This is a genomic window from Nostoc sp. PCC 7524 (assembly GCF_000316645.1).
Lineage (GTDB): Bacteria > Cyanobacteriota > Cyanobacteriia > Cyanobacteriales > Nostocaceae > Trichormus.
The window spans coordinates 2,741,648-2,758,344 of record NC_019684.1; the positions used below are offsets into that span (position 1 = coordinate 2,741,648).

Below are 16,697 nucleotides of genomic sequence, written 5' to 3' on the forward strand. Positions count from 1 at the left end.
GGCAACTTGTAGAGGGTTTTATGCGTCAACATCGTAGCTTAAGCCAGAGTGTCGGTAAAATGTCACTATTGTTGAGTACCCTTGTCAAGTTACGATCGCAGCGAAACCGATGATTGAAGTTGAACATCTCAGTAAAACTTACGGTTCTACCCCAGCGATTACTGATGTGACTTTTAGTGTGGAACCGGGGGAAATTTTAGGCTTTTTGGGGCCGAATGGTGCTGGTAAGACTACCACGATGCGAATTTTGGCGGGTTACTTACCAGCTAGTGGTGGTAAGGCTAAAATAGCGGGTTTTGATGTCCATGAAGACTCCCTGGCGGTGCGTCAGCGTATCGGTTATCTACCAGAAACGCCGCCTCTGTACCCAGAGATGACGGTGGAGGGATTTTTGCATTTTGTCGCCCATATTAAAGGTATACCCGCAGGCGATCGCCCCACAAAAGTAGACGCAGCCCTCAAACGCTGTAACCTAGGCGAAAAGCGGAGTGTAATTATTCGCAAATTATCTAAAGGATATCGTCAAAGAGTCGGCATTGCTCAGGCGATCGTCCATGATCCACCAGCAATTATTTTAGATGAACCGACAGTAGGACTTGATCCTAGGCAAATCATTGATGTCCGTAATTTAATTAAAAGCCTCGCCGGCACACACACAATTATCCTGTCTACCCACATCCTCCCAGAAGTCAGTATGACCTGTAGTCGCGTCGCCATTATTAATCGCGGTAAAGTGGTAGCGACGAACACACCAGAAACCTTAATGACGCAGTTGACAGGTGGCTCAGGCTATGAAATAGAAATTGAGGGAGAAGTAGCTCTAGCCAAACAAGTCTTGCAAAATGTCGCAGGTGTGAGTCTGGTAGAATCTATGTCCGGTCATCATTCCCCACAAGATAACCGTGCTTACCTGCGGGTGCTGTCACAACCAGGAAGTGAAGCAGGAAAAGAAATTGCTACAACTTTAGTCCGTTCTGGATTTGGTTTGCATGAAATGCGCCGTGTCAGCGCCACCTTAGAAGATGTATTCTTACAGCTGACTACAGAAGAAAAGAACTTAACAAATCTTACCGACTCAGCAGCCAATGAAGGAGAAGCAGCGTAAATGGGTATAGTTTTCAGCAATATTATTGCCATTTATCGCCGAGAGTTACAGAGTTACTTTGTCTCTCCCTTAGCTTATGCGATCGCTGGTGTATTTTGGTTTCTAGCTGGGTTATTCTTAGTGATGATTTTGCTAGGACCAGAGGGGATTTTACCATCAGTTGCCCTGATAGATGCACAAGGACAACAATTAGGCATACCAGTGCCACCAATTGATGTTCCCTATGAGTTTGTCAGAGCATTTTTAGACCGAATGGGTTGGATATTGTTATTTATCCTGCCAATCTTATCAATGGGACTTTACGCCGAAGAACGCAAGCGGGGAACCTTAGAACTGTTAGCCACCTCACCCATCACTAACTGGGCGGTAGCAGTCGGAAAATTATTGGGAGTAGTGACATTTTTTATTACTCTGATTTTACCCTTGCTAGTATTGGAAGCGATCGCTATCAGCGGCTCGAATCCTCCCATGTCTCCCATCATTCCTTTAGTGGGACATTTAGGCTTAATCTTGCTAGCAGCAGCAATTCTTTCCTTGGGAATGTTTATTTCCTCTTTAACAGACAGCACAATTCTCTCGGCGGTGTTCACCTTCGCCCTAGTTTTATTACTGTTATTTGTGGATTTAATCGCTAAAAGTATTGGCGGAAACGTCGGTGAAGCTGTCGGACATTTATCAATACTCAAACATTACAACACCCTAATTCAAGGGATTTTTGATAGTAGCGCCTTGATTTTATTTGCCAGTTATATCTTCTTGGGTATCTTCCTCACAGCCCAATCAATTGATGCACTGCGATTTCAGCGTAATTAGTGATGGGAGTGGGGAGTAGGGAATAGGGAGTAGGGGGTGTAGGGGAAGATCAGGGAAAATTACTATTGCATTTTAACTATTGCCTATTACCTTTTAATATGAAAAATATTCCACAAAAAAAACTTTGGAAATATCTATTTTGGTTAGGCCCGTTTTTCATTGTGGCGGGTTTAACGGCTGGGTTAGTTGCTGAAACATGGGGAGTAATTCCTTTTGTGTTTCTAATTACGGGAATTGTGATCTGTGGGTTGTGGATAGTATGGCAAAGTCAACGTAGTCAATGGTGGCAAAAGCGTTCTACTCAAGCCGGTACTAACGCCATCGTCGCAACTTTGGCTGTACTGGTAATTTTGGGATTAATTAACTTTTTAGGGACTCGTTATCAACTGCGGACAGACTTAACAGAAGCCCAATTATTTACCCTTTCGCCCCAATCACAAGAATTAGTCCGTAACCTCAAACAACCGGTGAAAATTTGGGTGTTTGATGTGATTCAAAATCCCCAAGACCGGGAACTGCTGCAAAATTATCGGCGCAAAAGCTCAAACTTTCAATTTGAATACGTTGATCCCCAAAGTAGGCCAGGACTAGCAGAAAAATTTGGTGTTAAAGATTATGGGGAAGTTTACCTCGAATCTGGAGAAAGACGACAATTAGTACAGGCGGTGAATGTCAATGAACGCTTGTCAGAAGTGAGGTTAACCAATAAATTACAACAAATCACTAGCGATCGCACAGCCAAAGTTTACTTTCTCCAAGGTCATGGTGAACGACCACTAGATAGCGGTGCTGGTTCTATTTCTCAAGCCTTGCAAGCATTAGGTGATAGGAATTACAACTCATCACCGTTAAATCTCGCAGAAAATACTAAAGTTCCCGATGATGCAGATGTGGTAGTTGTAGCCGGTCCCAAACGCGGACTGTTTGACGCTGAGGTGAAAGCTTTACAAGATTATCTCAATCGTGGTGGTAACGCACTGTTAATGATTGACCCTAGTACCAACCCCAATCTCAACAGCTTGCTACAAGAGTGGGGAGTGCGTCTAGATGACCGTTTAGCAGTAGATGTCTCCGGCGCTGGCGTAGGACTTGGCCCGGCTGCACCCATCATTACAGATTACGGTCAACACCCAATTACCAAAGACTTCGGTAACGGGATTTCTTTTTATCGTCTAGCCAGACCCTTGGAAATTACCCCAGTAGCAGGTATTGAATCTATACCTCTACTACAAACTAGACCTTATCCCGATAGCTGGGCGGAAAGTGACCTACAAAGCGAACAATTAGAGTTTAATCCCGAAAAAGACTTGAAAGGACCTTTAACGTTAGGTGTGGCTTTAAGCAGAAAACTACCAGTCACAACTGAAACCTCGGCTAACCCTACACCTACACCGACAGCATCCCCAACACCCGAAAATCAGGCGAGTCCCGCACCTACACCAACACCATCCCCAACACCAGAAAATCAATCGAGTCCCGCACCTACACCAACACCATCCCCAACACCAGAAAATCAGGCGAGTCCTACACCTACTACAACAGCTACTCCTCCAACACCAGAAAATCAGGCGAGTCCTACACCTACTACAACAGCTACTCCTCCAACAGAACAGAAATCTGAACAATCGGCAAAAGAGTCTAGGCTAGTAGTCATAGGAAATTCAGATTTCGCCACAAATAACATATTCCAACAGCAATTAAATGGTGATGTTTTCCTCAACTCAGTTACTTGGCTAAGTCAACAAGACCAACAACCCCTCTCAATTCGTCCCAAAGAACCAAAAAACCGTAGGATTACCCTGTCAACATCACAAGCCAATCTCTTAACAGTATTCTCACTGGCGATTTTACCCTTACTGGGATTTGTGGCGGCTGTGTTTATGTGGTGGAAACGGAGATGAGGAAGATGAGGAAGATGAGGGAGATGTGGGAGATTATATAGCCAATGCACCATGCCCAATGACTAATGACTAATGCCATGAAACTACCAAGAACTACTTTAATTTTGGTTTTACTAGCGTTGGGATTGGGTGGTTTTGTTTATTTCTATGAAATTCAGGGGTCTATCCAGAGACAAGAAGCTAAGGAGAATAAACAGCAAATTTTCTCTTTTGCAGAAGATGATGTGCAGTCTTTGAATGTCAAAACTGAAAAACTCACCCTGAATTTGGAACGGAACCCTCAGTCTACTAACCCTAAATGGTTGCTCAAATCTCCTGTATCTGAGCCAGCCAATGATCCTATTGTTTCTTATCTCATGGATTTGTTGGTTAAGGGTAAGAGCGATCGCACTGTATCAATCCCGGCTAACCAAGCAGGAGACTTTGGTTTAGATCAACCCCAAGCAACTATTAATATTAACCTGAAGAATCAGAAAACCCATCAGTTGATTTTGGGTAAGCCTGACTTTAACCGTCGTTTTGTTTATGCTCAAGTTGACCCCAACACTCAAACCAATGGCAATATCAATGTACTGTTGGTATCTACAGACTTTGAAAATGCCGTAAATCGGGAACTATCCGAGTGGAAACAGCCTGCAAATCAGATTCAGCCAGAATCAACACCAACACCAACACCAACACTAACACCGACACCAAGACCAACAAATAGCCAATAATGCCACCATCGGTCAGGCCAAGCATGATATCTTAATCTTCTTACTTTTGTCTTTTTACTTTTTTATGACTGAACCGACCGCAACTTTACTGATATCTTGTCCTGACCAAAAGGGATTGGTGGCAAAAATTGCCAATTTTATCTACTCTAATGGTGGTAACATCATCCACGCCGATCAACATACAGATTTTGAGGCGGGATTATTTCTTACCCGGATAGAATGGCAGTTAAAAGGGTTTAATTTACCACGAGACTTAATTGGCCCAGCATTTAATGCGATCGCTCAACCTCTGAATGCTAAATGGGAACTCCACTTTTCTGATACTGTACCGCGTATTGCTATTTGGGTAAGTCGTCAAGACCATTGTCTCTATGATTTAATTTGGCGACAACGCGCTAAAGAAATTACTGCTGATATTCCCCTAATTATTAGTAATCACCCTCACTTAAAAACAGTAGCTGACCAATTCAATATCGACTTTCATCACATTCCCATCAGCAAAGATAACAAAGCAGAACAAGAAGCCAAACAATTAGAATTATTGCAACAGTACAAAATTGATTTAGTGGTTTTGGCAAAGTATATGCAAATTGTCAATGCAGATTTTATTAGTAAATTTCCACAAATTATTAATATTCATCATTCATTTTTACCTGCTTTCGTGGGTGCAAATCCCTATCACCGCGCCTTTGAACGTGGGGTAAAAGTCATTGGTGCTACAGCCCACTATGCCACTGCTGAATTAGATGCTGGGCCAATCATTGAGCAAGATGTAGTCAGAGTCAGCCACCGCGATGATGTTGATGATTTAATCAGAAAAGGTAAGGATTTAGAGCGAGTTGTTTTAGCTAGGGCAGTGCGTTTGCATTTACAAAATAGAGTATTAGTTTATGGTAATCGTACTGTGGTTTTTGAGTAGGAATATTAAAGGGTTAGTAATCAATGGGGATTGAGATAATCTCCTGATTTTCCACCTGTTTTACTAATTAGTCGAATTGATTCAATTTGCATCGACTTTTCTAAAGCTTTGGCCATATCATATAAAGTCAAAGCTGCCACAGAAACGGCAGTTAAAGCTTCCATTTCTACACCAGTTTCAGCTTTAGTTTTGACTGTCGCCTGAATTTGATAACCGGGTAGTTCGGGATCAGGTGTAATCTCGACAGTGACTTTTTGTAATGGTAGGGGATGGCAGAGGGGAATCAAAGTAGATGTCTGTTTAGCTGCCATAATCCCAGCTATCCTAGCAGTTGCTAAAACATCGCCTTTGGGTGTGTTTCCGGCTTGAATGGCGGCTAAAGTCGCGCTCGACATCCGCACTTGAGCAGCAGCTACGGCTTCCCTAACGGTTGGCGCTTTCGCTGACACATCTACCATCTGTGCCTGTCCTTGGTTATCCAGGTGAGTGAGGTCGGCAAAATTTTTTGGAAAACTGTCTTGCATTATTCCTGAAAAGAGTGTTACTATATATTTCTTGTAAGGGCGTGTAGCTCAGTGGACTAGAGCACGTGGCTACGGACCACGGTGTCGGGGGTTCGAATCCCTCCTCGCCCGTTATAAAAGCCGAAAGATATTTATCTTTTGGCTTTTATTTTGTTTATTTAATATTATTCAACGAATAGGCATCTTCAGCGCGACCTAAAGCAAAACCTAGGGATTGGTATAGGTTCTTGCTGGAGAGGGTGAGAAAGATGAGCAACCCTAAGAAAGTTAAGACGGCTGTGGAGCCAAACATATGGTTGTACCCTACTTTATCAGCCACAAAACCTAAAATGGGGGCAGCGATCGCAATTCCCAAATCAAAGCCAGCGATACAAATCGCAAACGTCCGTCCCCGTTCATGGGGTAGTGAACGGTCTGCCATCAAAGTAGTAATCATCGACATAACTGTACCACCACCACACCCTTCTGCTAAGGCAGCCAAAATAAAAGTATAGGTACTGTTAGCTTGCCAGAGGATAAGGGAGGCTAACGTATAAGCAACAATCCCAAAGGTGATAAACAAACCACGCCCGAAGCGATCGCTGGCTTTGCCTACAAATAATCGCAGAATAAAACTAGCCATAGCTGCGATCGCAAAAAACAACCCAGCATTAAAATCTACCTGAGTTGATTTGATAAACAGCGACACAAACACATGGACGGAACCAACAGAGATTCCCATTAACAACATGACTAAAGCTGGTACTCTCACCCGTGGACTCAGCAAAATTTGCCAGAATGAATAACTTTCATCCGTAACTTGTACTCTTGCTTGGGTGGGTGGATTAGTGACTTGTGCAGCACTCACAACCCCAATAAAAGCCAAAGCTGCGGATAACAAAAATAAACGAGGGTAGCCAGTTGTGGCTTCCAAATATCCCCCCAGAATTGGGCCAATTGCCAAACCGATGGGAGTAGTCAAACTCATATAACCGATAATTTCGCCACGTATAGCCACAGGAGCTAAATCTGCTACTAAGGCAATGTAGCCAGTGGTAAAAGCCGCTAGGCTAATGCCATGAAAGACTCGCACCAACATCAACAGGGGAATTGATGTAAATGCCAGATAACCAAAGGGTGCTAGGACAGATACCGTTGTACCAATCAATAACAACAGCTTGCGGCCATATTCATCCGCTAACCGTCCTAGGATGGGACGAAATAGCAACAATCCAATGGCAAAACTACCCATGACAATGCCAATTTCTTGCTTGCTACCGCCTACAGTCTCTATGTAGACAGGTAGAGTTGGCAAGAACATAGCCAAACTAGACCAGAATAATAAACCTGCCATGAATAAAATCAGCAGGTTACGTCGGAGACTTACGTCAAAGGTATAAAAAGCTTTCAAGGGAGATGCAAATTAATGCTAGGTGTGTTTAACAAGAATGCAGGAGTCAGAATACTAGGTTACAGGTTACAGGTTACAGAGAATAAACTGTCAGATGTATCTTTTACCCTAATATTTTGAGTTGCGAATTCTTTAATAATTATTGTTACGTTAATTAACTTTTTTTTGCCACTACTTCCCGCACACGGTATATAGGTCTTCCTTGGGATTCGTGGTAGGTACGCATCAGTAACTCTGCCAACAAACCGAAGCAAAATAGTTGTACTCCCGTGACTAGCAGCAGCACTCCCAAAATGAGCAAAGGACGATTACCAATCATCTGGCCTAAAGCCAATTTGATGAAAGTTAAGTAAATTCCTATGCCTGTCCCCAAAACCATAGAAACCAACCCCAACAAACCAAAGACGTGCATGGGGCGGGTGAGGAACTTTTTCATAAACAGAATGGTGAGCAAATCCATCAACACCCGGAAGGTACGCGATATACCGTATTTACTACGACCAAAACGACGGGCATGATGACGGACAGGCATTTCGGTAATTCTCGCACCTTCAATATAAGCCAATGCTGGCAAAAAGCGGTGCAGTTCGCCGTAGAGATTCATGTCTGCCGCCAGTTCCGCACGATAAGCTTTGAGCGAACAGCCATAATCATGAATGTTAACGCTAGTAGTACGACGAATCAGCCAGTTAGCAATTTTAGAAGGAAGCAGTCGATTTACCGCTCCATCTTGGCGATTTTGCCGCCAACCACTCACCAAGTCGTAACCTTCCTCTAGTTTGGCTAACAGAAGCGGGATATCAGCTGGGTCATTTTGCAGATCAGCATCTAAAGTTACAATGGCATTACCCACAGCATATTTAAATCCAGCCGCCATCGCCGCAGTTTGACCGTAATTACGCCGCAGAATCACCGCCTTTAAATCAGGGCGGATTTGGGCTTGTTCTTTAAGAAATGCGGCAGAACCATCAGTAGAACCATCATCTACACAGATGATTTCATAGCTTAACTGACTAGCAGTTAAAGTAGATGCGATCGCCTCCAACAACAGAGGCAAACTTTCCACTTCATCCCGCACCGGCACCACCACCGTCACCTCTGGGACAATCACAGCGATCGCCCCCTCTTCCTCTGATACCCGATCTGAAATCAACCCAGTCCTCATAAGCAATTCAAAATTCAAAATATTTATTGGGCATGGGGTATGGGCAAGGGGCATTGCGTAAACAAAGTTATTCTCCCCTACTTCCCTGTCACCTGTCACCTGTCACCTGTCACCTGTCACCTGTCACCTGTCACCTGTCACCTGTCACCTATCCCCTGTTCCCTATCCCATACCTACGTAACTTCTCACCACTCTCCCAGCCCCTCGTAGTTGCTGGTAGTATGACTTACTTACCGTATCTCCCTGTTCCGAGAGGATGTCAATCCCGATACCATTACGTCCTATCTCTTTGCCAGAACTATGGATATAATGACCATCTCCTAAATGTAATCCGACATGAGTAGCTTTGATAGGAGTACCAAAAAAGACCAAATCCCCTGGTGCTAATTCAGTAATAGTAATGGGTTGTGTGAAAGCTTCTTGTTGATAGGCATCTCTAGGCAACCAAATTCCTACAGAAGCAAAGGCTGCTTGCATTAAACCAGAACAGTCATAGTTTGGCCCCACGGTGCCACCCCAGAGGTAATAATTGGACTGTTGCATGGCTGTTTGAGTAAAAGCGATCGCCTCTGGTAGCAGTTTTTGAATTTCTGCTGCGGAGAGTGACCGAGCCTGATAAATTACAGTAGCAGGTTGTAATAAACCCAAATCATTAAAAGATACCCACCCTGGATAGTCATCCTCACACAAACACACCTCAACTGCTGTATCTTGCTGATTTGATGTTACCCGCAAATGTCGCCCAACTGCTGCCTGAGTTGCCAGACGGGTACATTCGGGAGAATCATATAAGTTTAAATCGGCTAGACACTGGTATTCAGTCACTTCTAGATTTGGGATTTGGGGTTTGGGATTAAACAGCATTCTTTAAGGTGAATAGCTAACAATGGTTTTTTTTCAAAAAGACGAACAATTAGAAAATCTGGGTAATGGCATTTTAGAGGCTACTTGGTCGGAATTTCCGGCTTTAGCCCGTAACCAAGTGGCGCTGACTTGGATTGTTTATGATCCGCCAGTCCCAGTTAATACTGGTGGTGCTTTAACTCCTGATGCTTTTTGGCATCATCCTGTGCGTGGTTTTCAATATCGTGGTGTGGAACGTATTTATCCAGCGAGTGTAGTTAAGCTGTTTTACTTGGTAGCAGCTAACGAATGGATAGAAAAAGGCATGATCCAAACCTCGAAGGAATTGGAACGTGCTTTGCGCGATATGATTGTTGATTCTAGCAATGATGCTACCAGCTTAGTGGTAGATATTTTGACTGGCTCGACATCAGGGCCAGAGTTACCACCAGGCCCTTTTGAAACTTGGCAGCAGCAGCGTCATTTTATCAATCGCTACTACCACTCTTTGGGGTGGGAAGACATGGAAACAATCAATGTCTGCCAAAAAACTTGGGGTGATGGCCCCTATGGACGAGATCGGGCATTTTATGGTGAGATGTTCGAGAATCGCAATATGGTAACTACGAATGCAACTGCTCGGTTGTTACATAGTATTGTTGGAGGTGTAGCGGTTTCCAGTATGCGATCGCAACAGATGATGGCTTTGCTGCAACGCAGTCTCAACCCCGATAATTTACCCCAGGATGTGGAAGAAGACCAAGTAACAGGTTTTTTAGGTGGTGGACTTTCCCAAGATGGCCAAATTTGGTCAAAAGCTGGTTGGACAAGTCAAGTTCGTCATGATGCAGCCTATATCGAGCTACCAAATCAACGCCCTTATTTGTTAGTAGTATTTACTGAAGGCAAAACCCAAGCTCAAAACCGTCAAATTCTACCATTTATTTCTGGTTTAGTCGCTCAAGCAGTTGCCAGCCTTTGAATTTAATAGTCAAGTAAAAATATTGCTGCTAATAAACTCGCCCAGAGGTTTGCGCTTCGCCCATGCTACGCGGACAAATTGTTTGTGTTTTAAAAGCCTACACCGTAATGCTTTGCAGTACGGTGTAGGTCGTTCACTTCCTAGGAAGCATTTTGTAACTCAGCTGTGCGTACAGATAGTTGTTGTACCTGATTACCGCGTTGTATTTTCACCTGTAAAACTTGACCTAGGCGACTATTTTCTACAACATTCTGTAACTGTTCTGCTTTGGTGATAGCTTGGCCATCAACTTGCACAATTACATCCCCGCGACGGATACCAGCACGAGCAGCTGGAGAATTGGGTATAACTCGCATTACCAAAACCCCATTGACTTCTGGAATGGTGAAGGAAGAATTGGGGTCTGTGTTATTTTGTTTTGCTAACTGGGGTGTTAAAGTTACCATTTGCACACCTAGATAGGGGTGAGCAACTCTACCATCTCGTTGCAACTGTTCGGCGATCGCTTTAGCTTTATCTATAGGAATAGCAAAGCCAATACCCATAGCATCAGCCCGAATCGCTGTATTAATCCCAATTACTTCGCCTCTGTCATTCAGCAAAGGGCCGCCGGAGTTACCAGGGTTAATGGCTGCATCGGTTTGGATAAAGTCTAACCGCTTGTCAGAGATACCCACTTGGGCGCTAGAACGCTTGAGGGTGCTGACAATACCCAAGGTGACGGTATTATCAAAACCTAGAGGATTACCCACTGCGATCGCCCAGTCTCCCACCTGTACATTACTAGAAGCACCCAAAGGCGCAACCGGTAAACTGTTACCAGCATTGATTTTTACCACAGCCAAATCTGTAACTTCATCAATACCTTGAACTTTGCCGTCAAAAGTACGACCATCTTTGAGTCTGACAGTCACGCGATCGGCTTTATCCACCACATGGGCATTAGTTAAAATTGAGCCACTCTTATCAATAATAAAGCCAGAACCTAGACCGCGCATTTGTTCAGGCGGTAACTGTCCTTGAAAACTGTCACCAAAAAAGCGCCGGAAAAAAGGGTCTTCCATAAATGGATCAATACGGCGAGTAATAGTGCGTTCTGTATCAATCCTTACTACTGCTGGCCCAACGCGATTAACGGCAGCTGTGACAAAGCTACTGTTACCTACAGCAGTAACTGCTGGTGATTGCCTTTGAGCAATCATTTCTGGCACATCCACAGTTGTAGGAGGATTCGGTGCAGGTTCTGCCTGGGAAGGCAAAACACGCAGACTACTTACTGTTAGCGCAACTCCTAGAATTATGGCTAATACATGGGTGCTGAGTTGGCGTATAGATCGGGGTAGTTTGGTAAATCGCATATTCACAACCTAATCTAGAAGCCTAATTGTTACCTAATAGTGACAACTCTATCTAAGAGGATGTTTGAAAAGTTCCTATTGGTGTAGCAAAACATTTCAGATCCCCCTAAATCCACGACACTTGCTTTAAGCCGGGAAACCCGTCCAACGCAGTGTCTCCCCTTAAAAAGGGGGACTTTGATTCTTGTTCCCCCCTTTTGAAGCAGTAGGGGGGATCTGAATGTACTTAAAGTCACAGCCGAACACTTTTCAAACACGCTCTAAAGTTATTTTGACAAATAGGGGAATAATCCTTGAGTCTTGACGTTGGCTCTCAGCTTCAGGTTTCGCTGTGTCTGCCCAGAGATTTCATCAGTTCATAACGCGAGCCACCTGTAGTTAAAGTTAATTGAAGATTTGTCCTCATAGCCATTATGGCAATTTACCCTTGGAAGGTTCGGATTTTACCCCTTTTTTGGGGATTCGAGACTAGGTATTGGGATCTGAAAATTGGCTAAAAATTCTTCCTCGCCTTCCTCTGCTCCTCTGCTTTTTCCTAACCTCTAAAATCCAGTATTAGGCTAGGATTTTAAGTATTACCAGTGCTTTGATAACTCATGAACGGCTCAAAACGATTAGCGAAAGAATCTTTTCCCGTAACCCAGCCAGCAGAACACTCCCACAGCCATGATCCAGAACTCGATCATCACAACCACATAGATCATACTCATGGGCAGACTGAACATCATCATCCTCACGTCCACAGTGAAGAATCTCTCAAGCGAATTGTCAATCGGCTATCACGTATAGAAGGACATATTCGGGGTATCAAGACAATGGTGCAACAAAGTAGCCCTTGTCCTGATGTGTTGTTGCAAATCGCTGCTGTGCGGGGCGCTTTGGATAAGTTAGCCAGAATCGTTTTAGATGAACATTTAACTGAGTGTATCGCCAGAGCTGCAAAAGAAGGTGATATAGATGTAGAAATTGAGCAACTGAAAGCTGCTTTAGACAGGTTTTTACCTTAAAAAATCAGATATTTTTCAGTCAAGTATTATTCAATACTTTTTATGTTTGTAGACTTGATTTGAAAATCATAAGCAATTTGTAATAACCCAGTATCAAATTTCGTGACATCTTTCAAAATCAGCATCGTCTCAAGAGTGGAATCATGCAAAATTAATGGGATACCACTCCCTAAGATAATGGGATGGATTGAAAGAATTAGTTCATCGATAAAACCATGCTTGAGAAACCAATGAATTATTCGCGCTCCTCCAACTAACCAAATATCACGTCCTTTGGTTTGACGTATTTGATTGATAAAGTCTTGCCAATTACTACTGATAAATTTCACATTGTCATCTTTTTCACTTGACTGGTTTTGAGAAAATACAAATGCTTCCTTACCTGTGTAGGGATATTCTCCAAAACCTAGAATCTGCTGATATGTCTTGTTACCCATGATAACTGTATCAACTTGGTTAAAGAACTCTGTATAACCATAATCTTGATCAGTGAATAGCCAATCTATCTCTCCCGATTCTCTTGCAATATAACCATCAAGGCTAGCAGCGATGAACAAACGAATTTTTCGCATAGTTTTTCTCTTGCAGATTAATTAGTCATTGCAACACATCTTTTATTAGACGCATATCACGTCTCTACAAGGGGTTTATCTGTCGCTTTCTTATGTGATTTATGATTTTGGAAAATTATCAATTTCACTATAATTTAATTAGTAATACAGACAAACCGTTCATCATTTTCTTGCATGGCTTTATGGGTAATATTCATGAATTTGATGAAGCCATAAAATTTCTAGGGGATGATTTTTCATATTTAACACTTGACCTTCCTGGTCATGGCAAGACCCAAGTTTTGGGCGGTGATGAATATTATACAATGGCGAATACTGCCGCAGCTATTATTAGCTTATTACAGCAATTAAATATAACCAAATGCTTTTTAGTAGGTTATTCAATGGGGGGCAGATTAGCGTTATATTTAACTCTACATTTTCCTGAATATTTTGATAAAGTTATCTTAGAATCAGCTTCTCCAGGTTTAGCAACAGAAACAGAACGATTAGATAGAGTTAAACGTGATGCTCAAATAGCAAGAAAGTTAGCTAGGAGTTTAGACAAGAATGATTTTGCAATTTTTCTATTAAACTGGTACAATCAGCCAATCTTCGGTTATGTAAAAAACCATACAGGTTTTAATGATGTGCTAGAAAATCGGTTACAGAATTGCCCAACTGAATTAGCTAAGTCATTGCAATTTATGGGAACTGGTAGCCAGCCATCCTTATGGGAAAAACTTACAGATAATCAAGTTCCTCTACTATTATTAGTGGGTGAAAAAGACGAAAAGTTCATAGATATTAATAAAGAAATTGCTAAAATATGCCAAGTATCACAGCTAAAAATAATTCCTAATGCCGCACATAATATTCACTTTGAAAATACTTTAGATTTTGTACATCACCTCAAATTTTTCTTGAGAGATGACTTATAAACAAGTTTTGGGCTTCTCGTCCTACATAAGAAAATCTAAAGAAATAGAAGATATTCCCTATTCCCTATTCCCTAACTACTAATTTTTTGGCTTGTTTTGAGTGTTACTTTTGGGGGTAGGTGCTGGAGCTGCATTAGCGGCATCTGGTGGTTGAGCTATTTTTAATTCTTCTTGCAGCATTTTCTGATAAATCCTAGGTAGAGAGCTACTAATAGAATTAGTTTCTATGCCATAACCCAAACTTGTCCAAGTAGGGGAAAGTCGCCGCAAAACTTCGTTAATTTTTCCTTGTTGCAATAATTGGGAAATATCAACTCCCCAAACATTGGAATCATTCAACCAACGGTAAACTACTACATCTTGATATTCTGGTTCAAAACTATAAGTAGACCAAAACATCATTTGCGATCGCTTGGGGTGATAGCGAGGAGCGATATGATACCAAGTAGTATTAATGATTTGATATCTGCCAGCCGCAGTGGAACAATTACCTGTGTTTGGTCCTACGGGAATAGTGACGCATATCTCAGGATGCTTACTTAAGTCAGTGATTTGTTGTCCACCATACAAAAGAGAATAGGGACGGTTGCTATTGGCTTCACTGGCTGCAATGGTTCGCATCAAAGCACGGATGTAGGGATCGCCGCCTTGCATCACCAAAGGTGGTAAGTTATTTCTAAAAATGGGATCAGAAGGCGATCGCAAGTCCCCAAACACATACCATTGAAATAAGTAAACAAAGCCGAGAAGCGCGGCTATGGGACCAATAAATTTTTCAACACCTTTGAGTTCAACGCCTTTCAGAGTCTTACTCCTTGCAAATGCTCTCTCTTAGCTAACAACAACAACTGATGCACTCATTTCGGTAAATTAGTGCTGAGTGGCGAGTTCTGAGTGGATATTTTAACTCAGCACGCTGCTCAACGCCCCGCTTCCGCTAACAGCACTATACTTAGCACTGCTGAAATAATTCTGTAAAACTCTTGGGACTAGCTTCAGGTTTAGCAACTATCTCGACAATTTTGTTGCGTGCGGCTGGCTCAAATAGCGCCTCTACACATACTTGGGCAACTTTCTGCCGAGGAATACTACCATCGAATAATGTATCAGCACTTTGCATGACAATAGAATCTGAATTATCTTCATTTTTTAGTCCACCAGGACGGACAATGGTGTAGTTCAGACCACTTTTTTGGAGATATTCCTCTGCTTGCTTTTTCCACACCAAAATTAGCCAAAACAAGTTTAACGGATGAAAAAACTGGGAGACACACAAAGAAGTTACTAAAACAAAATTTTCAATCCCCTTGGCTTTGGCTACATCCACTAAATTTTTAGTGCCTTCATAATCTACCTTGTAAGGTCCGGTAATATCAAAACTTGGTTTTGCACCAGTCGCACACAGCACAACTGTACTATCTCCCAAGGCAGTAGTTAAGCTTTGTGGGTTTAAGACATCACCAACCACTAACTCAGCATCAGGCGGCAAAATGGCTCTAGCCGTCTGTATATCCCGTACCAAAGCACGCACAGGGATATTCCGCGCTACCAACTCTTGTACAATCCGGCGACCTGTTTCACCTGTCGCCCCGGCTACAAATGCTTTCATGATCAACGCTATCCTGAGAAACTAAGTACGTGATTGATTTGTTCTATATTGTAGTGATTTTATGAAGTTCATGACAGATTTATAAGTTTTCGGTCAAAATGGAAGTTTAGTGCTAAGAGACCCAAACAAACTGGGAATCATTAATTTATAGACAAACGCCAAATCAGAGGGGAATGCTTCATGCTTTCAACAAACGGCGAGTATCAATCTTTAGATAGAGCAGAAACAGTTGTACCCGTCGCTTCCAACCTACCAGAAACTGAGGTCAACGCCACAGAAATACCTGTAGGGACAGCAACCAGGTTTTATGGTCGCTACGCCGACTGTATGGAAATGTTCGCCCCAGCCCCTATGGTAGCTGATTATCTCAATACTCATGCTGGCTGGTTTTCGCGCTGTGCTGAACCGATGAAAGTACAACCATTGGGAGAAAACGGTTACGCGCTCATCATCGGACGTTTTGGCTCTTTTGGTTATGAAGTAGAGCCGAAAATTGGCTTGGAACTGTTACCTCCTGACGAGGGAGTTTATCGCATTCGCACCATTCCTATTCCTGACTATCAACCACCTGGTTATGATGTAGACTATCGGGCATCATTACACTTACAAGAAGATTTGGGTGAAGTCACGCGAGTGGAATGGGAATTAGATTTAGTCGTTTGTCTACACTTTCCGCGATTTATCCAGCGTTTGCCCAAGTCTTTAATTCAGTCTACTGGCGATCGCCTATTAAACCAAATCGTGCGCCAAGTTTCCCGCCGCTTAACTCGCAAAGTCCAAGAAGATTTTCACCAATCTCAAGGAATTCCCTTCCCTGATAAGTTCAAGAGAAAGTGATGATTTAGTCAATCGTCCAAAGTCAAAAGTTAATAG

Annotated in this window: 17 protein-coding genes and 1 tRNA gene; 10 read left to right on the forward strand and 8 right to left on the reverse strand. The window is 42.7% G+C overall.

The genetic code is table 11. The features are described 5' to 3' along the window. The first annotated feature begins 109 nt into the window (after positions 1 to 109). The 5 genes from NOS7524_RS10885 (at position 110) to purU (ending at position 5,454) form a co-directional block, all read left to right on the forward strand. The gene (locus NOS7524_RS10885; protein WP_015138535.1) at positions 110 to 1,105 is read left to right on the forward strand and encodes an ABC transporter ATP-binding protein; all 996 of its coding nucleotides are present in this window, start codon (positions 110 to 112) and stop codon (positions 1,103 to 1,105) included. Continuing rightward, positions 1,106 to 1,918 (forward strand): ABC transporter permease, encoded by an 813-nt coding sequence (locus NOS7524_RS10890; protein WP_015138536.1) that lies wholly within the window; start codon positions 1,106 to 1,108, stop codon positions 1,916 to 1,918. Positions 1,919 to 2,016: 98 nt separating this feature from the next. Beyond that, positions 2,017 to 3,819, forward strand: coding sequence for a GldG family protein (locus NOS7524_RS10895; RefSeq protein WP_015138537.1), 1,803 nt, complete (start codon positions 2,017 to 2,019; stop codon positions 3,817 to 3,819). A 77-nt stretch (positions 3,820 to 3,896) separates the two neighbouring features. Next, positions 3,897 to 4,535: a DUF4340 domain-containing protein gene (locus NOS7524_RS10900; protein WP_041555694.1), complete on the forward strand. Its 639-nt coding sequence runs from the start codon at positions 3,897 to 3,899 to the stop codon at positions 4,533 to 4,535. Positions 4,536 to 4,599: 64 nt separating this feature from the next. Then, complete coding sequence (gene purU / locus NOS7524_RS10905; protein ID WP_015138539.1) at positions 4,600 to 5,454, forward strand: formyltetrahydrofolate deformylase; 855 nt, start codon at positions 4,600 to 4,602, stop codon at positions 5,452 to 5,454. Positions 5,455 to 5,474: 20 nt separating this feature from the next. Here purU and moaC read toward each other — a convergent pair whose 3' ends face one another. Continuing rightward, on the reverse strand, positions 5,475 to 5,978 hold the full coding sequence (gene moaC, locus NOS7524_RS10910; RefSeq protein WP_015138540.1) for a cyclic pyranopterin monophosphate synthase MoaC: 504 nt from the start codon (positions 5,976 to 5,978) through the stop codon (positions 5,475 to 5,477). Between the two features lie 37 nt (positions 5,979 to 6,015). Between moaC and NOS7524_RS10915 the strand changes: the two genes are divergently transcribed. Continuing rightward, positions 6,016 to 6,089, forward strand: a tRNA-Arg gene (locus NOS7524_RS10915). Positions 6,090 to 6,132: 43 nt separating this feature from the next. Here NOS7524_RS10915 and NOS7524_RS10920 read toward each other — a convergent pair. From NOS7524_RS10920 to NOS7524_RS10930, 3 genes are all read right to left on the reverse strand, one after another. Continuing rightward, on the reverse strand, positions 6,133 to 7,368 hold the full coding sequence (locus NOS7524_RS10920; protein ID WP_015138541.1) for an MFS transporter: 1,236 nt from the start codon (positions 7,366 to 7,368) through the stop codon (positions 6,133 to 6,135). A 154-nt stretch (positions 7,369 to 7,522) separates the two neighbouring features. Continuing rightward, positions 7,523 to 8,533 carry a glycosyltransferase family 2 protein gene (locus NOS7524_RS10925; RefSeq protein WP_015138542.1) on the reverse strand — a complete coding sequence of 337 codons (1,011 nt, stop codon included), beginning with the start codon at positions 8,531 to 8,533 and terminating at the stop codon, positions 7,523 to 7,525. A gap of 162 nt (positions 8,534 to 8,695) precedes the next feature. Then, on the reverse strand, positions 8,696 to 9,397 hold the full coding sequence (locus tag NOS7524_RS10930) for a C40 family peptidase (RefSeq protein ID WP_015138543.1): 702 nt from the start codon (positions 9,395 to 9,397) through the stop codon (positions 8,696 to 8,698). A gap of 22 nt (positions 9,398 to 9,419) precedes the next feature. On the opposite strand from NOS7524_RS10930, the gene NOS7524_RS10935 reads away from it, so the two are divergent. After that, on the forward strand, positions 9,420 to 10,358 hold the full coding sequence (locus tag NOS7524_RS10935) for a serine hydrolase (RefSeq protein ID WP_015138544.1): 939 nt from the start codon (positions 9,420 to 9,422) through the stop codon (positions 10,356 to 10,358). A gap of 140 nt (positions 10,359 to 10,498) precedes the next feature. On the opposite strand, the gene NOS7524_RS10940 is transcribed toward NOS7524_RS10935, so the two are convergent. Next, positions 10,499 to 11,716, reverse strand: a complete 1,218-nt coding sequence (locus tag NOS7524_RS10940) for an HhoA/HhoB/HtrA family serine endopeptidase (RefSeq protein WP_015138545.1) — start codon at positions 11,714 to 11,716, stop codon at positions 10,499 to 10,501. 596 nt (positions 11,717 to 12,312) lie between these two features. Between NOS7524_RS10940 and NOS7524_RS10945 the strand changes: the two genes are divergently transcribed. Beyond that, complete coding sequence (locus NOS7524_RS10945) at positions 12,313 to 12,723, forward strand: metal-sensing transcriptional repressor (protein ID WP_015138546.1); 411 nt, start codon at positions 12,313 to 12,315, stop codon at positions 12,721 to 12,723. A gap of 26 nt (positions 12,724 to 12,749) precedes the next feature. On the opposite strand, the gene NOS7524_RS10950 is transcribed toward NOS7524_RS10945, so the two are convergent. After that, positions 12,750 to 13,295 carry a dihydrofolate reductase family protein gene (locus tag NOS7524_RS10950; RefSeq protein WP_015138547.1) on the reverse strand — a complete coding sequence of 182 codons (546 nt, stop codon included), beginning with the start codon at positions 13,293 to 13,295 and terminating at the stop codon, positions 12,750 to 12,752. 101 nt (positions 13,296 to 13,396) lie between these two features. On the opposite strand from NOS7524_RS10950, the gene menH reads away from it, so the two are divergent. After that, positions 13,397 to 14,215 carry a 2-succinyl-6-hydroxy-2,4-cyclohexadiene-1-carboxylate synthase gene (gene menH, locus NOS7524_RS10955; RefSeq protein WP_015138548.1) on the forward strand — a complete coding sequence of 273 codons (819 nt, stop codon included), beginning with the start codon at positions 13,397 to 13,399 and terminating at the stop codon, positions 14,213 to 14,215. 78 nt (positions 14,216 to 14,293) lie between these two features. Here menH and NOS7524_RS10960 read toward each other — a convergent pair whose 3' ends face one another. Then, positions 14,294 to 14,983, reverse strand: coding sequence for a glycoside hydrolase family 24 protein (locus NOS7524_RS10960; RefSeq protein ID WP_015138549.1), 690 nt, complete (start codon positions 14,981 to 14,983; stop codon positions 14,294 to 14,296). Positions 14,984 to 15,167: 184 nt separating this feature from the next. After that, positions 15,168 to 15,824, reverse strand: a complete 657-nt coding sequence (locus NOS7524_RS10965; RefSeq protein WP_015138550.1) for an NAD(P)H-binding protein — start codon at positions 15,822 to 15,824, stop codon at positions 15,168 to 15,170. A 180-nt stretch (positions 15,825 to 16,004) separates the two neighbouring features. On the opposite strand from NOS7524_RS10965, the gene NOS7524_RS10970 reads away from it, so the two are divergent. Beyond that, positions 16,005 to 16,661 (forward strand): DUF1997 domain-containing protein, encoded by a 657-nt coding sequence (locus NOS7524_RS10970; protein WP_015138551.1) that lies wholly within the window; start codon positions 16,005 to 16,007, stop codon positions 16,659 to 16,661. Positions 16,662 to 16,697: the final 36 nt, after the last annotated feature.

Bases quoted from the DNA above. Each gene is read 5' to 3' on its own strand.
- NOS7524_RS10885 (WP_015138535.1), top strand. From the start codon at position 110: ATGATTGAAGTTGAACATCTCAGTAAAACTTACGGTTCTACCCCAGCG.
- NOS7524_RS10890 (WP_015138536.1), top strand. From the start codon at position 1,106: ATGGGTATAGTTTTCAGCAATATTATTGCCATTTATCGCCGAGAGTTA.
- NOS7524_RS10895 (WP_015138537.1), top strand. From the start codon at position 2,017: ATGAAAAATATTCCACAAAAAAAACTTTGGAAATATCTATTTTGGTTA.
- NOS7524_RS10900 (WP_041555694.1), top strand. From the start codon at position 3,897: ATGAAACTACCAAGAACTACTTTAATTTTGGTTTTACTAGCGTTGGGA.
- purU (WP_015138539.1), top strand. From the start codon at position 4,600: ATGACTGAACCGACCGCAACTTTACTGATATCTTGTCCTGACCAAAAG.
- moaC (WP_015138540.1), bottom strand. From the start codon at position 5,978: ATGCAAGACAGTTTTCCAAAAAATTTTGCCGACCTCACTCACCTGGAT.
- NOS7524_RS10925 (WP_015138542.1), bottom strand. From the start codon at position 8,533: ATGAGGACTGGGTTGATTTCAGATCGGGTATCAGAGGAAGAGGGGGCG.
- NOS7524_RS10930 (WP_015138543.1), bottom strand. From the start codon at position 9,397: ATGCTGTTTAATCCCAAACCCCAAATCCCAAATCTAGAAGTGACTGAA.
- NOS7524_RS10935 (WP_015138544.1), top strand. From the start codon at position 9,420: ATGGTTTTTTTTCAAAAAGACGAACAATTAGAAAATCTGGGTAATGGC.
- NOS7524_RS10940 (WP_015138545.1), bottom strand. From the start codon at position 11,716: ATGCGATTTACCAAACTACCCCGATCTATACGCCAACTCAGCACCCAT.
- NOS7524_RS10945 (WP_015138546.1), top strand. From the start codon at position 12,313: ATGAACGGCTCAAAACGATTAGCGAAAGAATCTTTTCCCGTAACCCAG.
- NOS7524_RS10950 (WP_015138547.1), bottom strand. From the start codon at position 13,295: ATGCGAAAAATTCGTTTGTTCATCGCTGCTAGCCTTGATGGTTATATT.
- menH (WP_015138548.1), top strand. From the start codon at position 13,397: ATGATTTTGGAAAATTATCAATTTCACTATAATTTAATTAGTAATACA.
- NOS7524_RS10965 (WP_015138550.1), bottom strand. From the start codon at position 15,824: ATGAAAGCATTTGTAGCCGGGGCGACAGGTGAAACAGGTCGCCGGATT.
- NOS7524_RS10970 (WP_015138551.1), top strand. From the start codon at position 16,005: ATGCTTTCAACAAACGGCGAGTATCAATCTTTAGATAGAGCAGAAACA.